Source organism: Kitasatospora sp. NPDC050543 (genome assembly GCF_044457565.1).
Classification (GTDB): Bacteria; Actinomycetota; Actinomycetes; order Streptomycetales; family Streptomycetaceae; genus Kitasatospora.
Genome location: NZ_JBITGZ010000009.1, coordinates 229,879 through 234,648 on the forward strand (window position 1 = coordinate 229,879; position 4,770 = coordinate 234,648).

Consider the following 4,770-nt stretch of genomic DNA (forward strand, 5'->3'; position numbering starts at 1 on the left):
CCGGCCCGCACCGGCTCGGGCGCGGCGAGCCGGCCGCTGTCGCCACCACCGGCCGGCCCCTGACCTCGCCCCGGTCGATCACCTTCACCGAACCGACCCCCCGCGGCCACACTCTGTGCCAGAGTGGACACCGGGCCGAACTCTTCGAACAGCGGGCCCACTTGTCGATTCGACACAGCACCCGGCAGTGGTGCGGTGCCCCGTGCGGCCGCAGCGCACCGGAGAGGGCAGGGGTCCGTGGGGGGACAACGCGCGCAGCTGGTGGACGAGCGGGACGACCGCCCGCCGGACGGGTCGGGGCGGCGCACCGCCGTGGAGGGGCCGCCGCCCGAGCTCGTCTTCAAACGCAGGCTGTACCCCGGGCAGGTGGCCCGGGAACTCTGGGGGGCGCGCGAGCTGGTGCGCGCCCTTGCCGAGCGTGACCTGCGTGCCCGCTACAAGCAGGCCGTGCTCGGCTTCGCCTGGGCGGTGCTGACCCCGCTCGCGCTGTGCGCCATCTTCACCCTGGTCTTCCACACCGCCGTGAAGATCGACACCGGCGAGGTGCCGTACCCCCTGTTCGCCTATGTCGGCCTGATCGTCTGGCAGTTCTTCAGCAACACCATGAACCAGGGTGCGCTGAGCCTGGCCAACAACCTCAGCCTGCTCAACAAGGTGTACTGCCCGCGCGAGGTGTTCCCGCTGGCCACCATGCTGGTCGCCAGCGTGGACATGCTGATCGGCACGGCCGTGCTCGGCCTGATGTTCCTGGTGTTCTGGACGCCCCCGGCCGCCACCTTCCTCTGGGTGCTGCCGCTGCTGGGCATCCAGTTCGCCTTCACCTACGGGGTGGCGCTGATCCTCGCGGTGGCGGTGGTCTACCTGCGCGACGTCCGGCACCTGCTGCCGATCATCACCCAGATGGGGGTCTTCGCCACTCCCGTCGCGTACCCGCTGGCGCAGATCCCGCAGCGGCTCCAGGAGATCTACGTCGCCTTCAACCCGCTCGGCGCGGTGATCGAGGGCTACCGCCGGGCGCTGCTCCACGGCGACGCGCCCGACCTCACGCTGACCGCCGTCGCCGCCCTGTCCTCGGTGGTCTTCCTGGTCGGCGGGTACCTGTTCTTCAAGAAGCTCGAAACGGGGATCGCCGATGTCGCCTGAGCCGTCGCCGGCACTGCCGGCCGCACCGTCCGGACCAGCCGCCCCGGTCGCCCCGCCCGCACGGGAGGCACTACCCGCACCACCGCTCGCGCCGTCCGCCGCGCCGTCCGCCGCGCAGCCGCAGCGGCAGCCGGGCCCGCGCGACCTCCCGCTCGGCACGATCCGCACCGAGCAGGTGTGGAAACGCTTCCGGGCCGACCAGCAGCGGATGCTGCTGCGCGACAAGGTCGAGGCGATCGGCCGCCGCCTGCGCGGCGGCAGGGGCGAGGACTGGCGCTGGGCGCTGCGCGACATCACCCTGCACATCGAGCCCGGCGAGTCGGTCGGCCTGATCGGCTCCAACGGCTCCGGCAAGTCCACCCTGCTGAAGATGCTGACCCGGGTGATGTACCCCTACGGCGGGGTGATCGACGTGGCCGGCCGGATCGGCGCGCTGATCGAGATCAGGGCCGGCATCCACCCCGACCTGACCGGCCGCGAGAACATCTACCTCTTCGGCGCGCTGCTCGGCCTGCGCCGGCGCGAGGTGGCCGCCCGCTTCGACGACATCGTGGAGTTCGCCCGCCTCGGCGGCGCGATCGACCGGCAGGTGAAGTTCTACTCCTCCGGGATGCAGATGCGCCTGGGCTTCGCCGTCGCGGCCTACCTGGAGCCGCACGTGCTGCTGGTGGACGAGGTGCTGGCGGTCGGTGACGCGGTCTTCCAGCAGCGCTGCCTGGACCGCATGCGCGAGGTCGCCGAGCAGGGCACCACCATCGTCTTCGTCTCGCACGACCTGCCCGCCGTCGAGTCCATCTGCCGACGCGGGATCTGGCTGGAGCAGGGGTCGATCCGGGTGGACGCCGGGATCAGGGAGGCGATGGCCGGCTACCGCGACAGCATCGAGGCGCAGTCCGAGGCCGGCGCCCGCGCCGGGGAGCCGTTGCAACTGCTCAAGCACCGGATCCGCGGCGAGCAGCGGGAGAGCCTGACCACCGACGAGCCGGTCACCATCGGCCTCACCCTCGGCGGCGACTACCGCGGCGACGCGACCCTGCACCTCGGCGTCAGCGAGGGCACCTCCAGCCCGATCTTCCAGGTCAGCCACGAGATCCGGCTCACCGGTGAGGACCACGAGGTCGCCTGTGCGATCCCCCGGCTGCCGCTGCCGCGCGGGCGCTACACCCTGTGGGCCGGCGTCTACAGCATCGGCCGCACGGACGGCGGCACGCTGATGAGCTGGCACTCCGTCGGCCAGTTCGACGTGTTCGGGCCGATGCTCGACACCCCGCCGCGCGCCGTGGTGCTGGCCGCGCCGGTGTTCGTCCCGCACCGCTGGGAGGACTGACCCTTGAGACCCGTCCGGGTACTGGTCCACCTCAACAACCTCACCCTGGGCGGCGCGCAGCTCAACGCGGTCGACATCGCCCGGACGCTGCGCGACCGCGGGCACGACCCGCTGCTCTTCGCCCAGGGCGTGGCCGGGCCAGCGCCGCTGGTCGGGCTGGCCGCCGGCCACGGACTGGAGATCGTCGTCGCCGGCGGCCCCGACACCCCGGCGGCCGAGGTCCGCCGCCGGCTGAACCGGGCCGCCGCCGAGCACGGCAGCCGGCTGCTGCACGCCTGGGAGGTCCGGGCCGCCCGCAACTCCTACTTCGGACCCGGGCGTTACGGCCGGCTGCCGGTGGTCACCACCTTCTACGGCATCCGGATGCTGCGCGGCCTGCCCAGGCACCAGCCGCTGGTGCTGGGCCTGGGCGCGCTGATGGGCGACGGTCGGGCGTTCGGCCACCGTGACGTGCGGCTGATCGAACCGCCCGTCAACACCGTCACCGACGCGCCGGGCCAGGCGGACGGCGCCGCCTTCCGGCGTGAACACGGCATCGCGGACGATGAGTTGCTGCTCGCCATCGTCACCCGGCTGGTGCCCGACCTGGAGAAGGACCGCGGCGCCGCACGCACCGTGGAGGCCGTCCGGCAGCTGGACGACCCCCGGGTGCGGCTGGTGATCGTCGGCGCGGGTCCCAGTCTGGAGCTGCTGCGCACGCGGGCCGCCGGGGCCAACGCCGCGCTCGGCCGCCAAGCCGTGCTCGTGCCGGGCCAGTTGGCCGATCCCCGGCCCGCGTACCAGGCCGCCGACGTGGTGCTCGGCATGGGCGGCTCGGCGCTGCGCGGCCTGGCCTTCGCCAAGCCGGTGATCGTGCACGGCGCGGCCGGCTACACCGCCGTCCACGAGCCGGGGCCGCTGGTGGAGCCGCACGCCTCCCGCTGCATGTACGGCTTCGGCGCCGGCCAGGGCTCGCCCGTCGAGCTCGCCGGGCAGCTCCGCGCCCTGCTGGACGACCCCGAACGCCGTGCCCGGCTGGGTGGTTGGGGCCGCGAGTGGGTGGTCGGCCGGTTCTCGCTGGAGAGCGTCTCCACGGCCTTCGAGGAGCTGTACGCCAGGGTGCTGGCCCACCCCGCCGGTCCCGCCCGCTGGCTGCGCGACCTGGAGCAGATGACCAGGTACGAGTTCACCAAGCCCGCCGCGCTGAGGCTGCTGCGCCGCTGACCGCGCATGGACAGCCGGTGATCTCCCTGCGATGATCCCTTGCGTCAACCAAGGTCATTCACGGGGGAGTTAGCAGATGACCGATCCGACCGGTCCGATCACCGTCCCGCAGGTCAGGCACCGCTTCGCCGAGGTCGACGGCCTGCGGATCTTCTACCGCGAGAGTGGCCCCGCCGACGCACCCGTCCTCCTGCTGCTGCACGGATTCCCGTCCGCCTCGCACCAGTTCCGCCGGCTGCTGGACGCGCTGGGCACCCGCTACCGCCTGATCGCCCCGGACTACCCGGGCTTCGGCCACAGCGACAGCCCGGCCCCGGCCGACTTCGACTACCGCTTCGACACCCTCGCGGACGTCGTCGAGGGCTTCTGCCTGGCCCTGGGCCTGGACCGCTTCGCGCTGTACGTGTTCGACTTCGGCGCCCCCGTGGGCCTGCGGCTCGCCACCCGTCACCCCGAGTGGATCACCGCTCTGGTGGTCCAGAACGGCAACGCCTACGAGGAGGGCCTGTCCGACCTCGCCCGGGACTTCATCGCCAACCGTCCCGGGGTCGAGGGCGCGGCCGAGCGGGCCCGCGCCATCCTCACCCTCGACGTCACCAGGAGCCAGTACGAGGGCGGCACCACCGACCCGCAGGCCGTCGCCCCCGACGGCTGGACCCTGGACCAGCACTTCCTGGACCTGCCGGGCCGCAAGGACATCCAGGTCGAGCTGGCCCTGGACTACCACTCCAACGTGGCGCTCTACCCCGTCTGGCAGGAGTGGCTGCGCACCGTCCAGCCGCCGACGCTGATCCTCTGGGGTGTCAACGACGCGTTCTTCCCCGAGCCGGGCGCCCGCGCCTACCTGCGCGACGTCCCGGGCGCCGAGCTGCACCTCTTCGAGACCGGCCACTTCGCGCTGGAGGAGAAGCTCCCGCAGATCGCGCCGCTGATCGACGACTTTCTCGCCCGCACCCAGAAGTAGCGGCGCAGCGCGGCGGCGCCGGGGGTGGGGGGGGGGGGGGCCCCCGCCCCCCCCCCCCCCCCCCCCCCACCCCCCCCCCCCCCCCCACCCGGGCCCCCCCCCCCCCCCCCGGCCCCCCCCCCACGGGCCCCCC

Annotated in this window: 4 protein-coding genes; all 4 read left to right on the plus strand. The window is 73.3% G+C overall.

The window, feature by feature from the left end:
- The first annotated feature begins 237 nt into the window (after positions 1-237).
- The 4 genes from ACIBH3_RS14585 to ACIBH3_RS14600 all read left to right on the plus strand — a co-directional run bounded on the left by ACIBH3_RS14585 (position 238) and on the right by ACIBH3_RS14600 (position 4,637).
- The gene (locus tag ACIBH3_RS14585; RefSeq protein WP_396312290.1) at positions 238-1,143 is read left to right on the plus strand and encodes an ABC transporter permease; all 906 of its coding nucleotides are present in this window, start codon (positions 238-240) and stop codon (positions 1,141-1,143) included.
- Positions 1,133-2,470 carry a polysaccharide ABC transporter ATP-binding protein gene (locus tag ACIBH3_RS14590; RefSeq protein WP_396312291.1) on the plus strand — a complete coding sequence of 446 codons (1,338 nt, stop codon included), beginning with the start codon at positions 1,133-1,135 and terminating at the stop codon, positions 2,468-2,470. Before ACIBH3_RS14585 ends, ACIBH3_RS14590 begins: the two co-directional genes overlap by 11 nt.
- Before the next feature lie 3 nt (positions 2,471-2,473).
- Complete coding sequence (locus ACIBH3_RS14595) at positions 2,474-3,673, plus strand: glycosyltransferase family 4 protein (protein WP_396312292.1); 1,200 nt, start codon at positions 2,474-2,476, stop codon at positions 3,671-3,673.
- 76 nt (positions 3,674-3,749) lie between these two features.
- Positions 3,750-4,637, plus strand: a complete 888-nt coding sequence (locus tag ACIBH3_RS14600; protein WP_396312293.1) for an alpha/beta fold hydrolase — start codon at positions 3,750-3,752, stop codon at positions 4,635-4,637.
- The last annotated feature ends 133 nt before the right edge of the window (positions 4,638-4,770 follow it).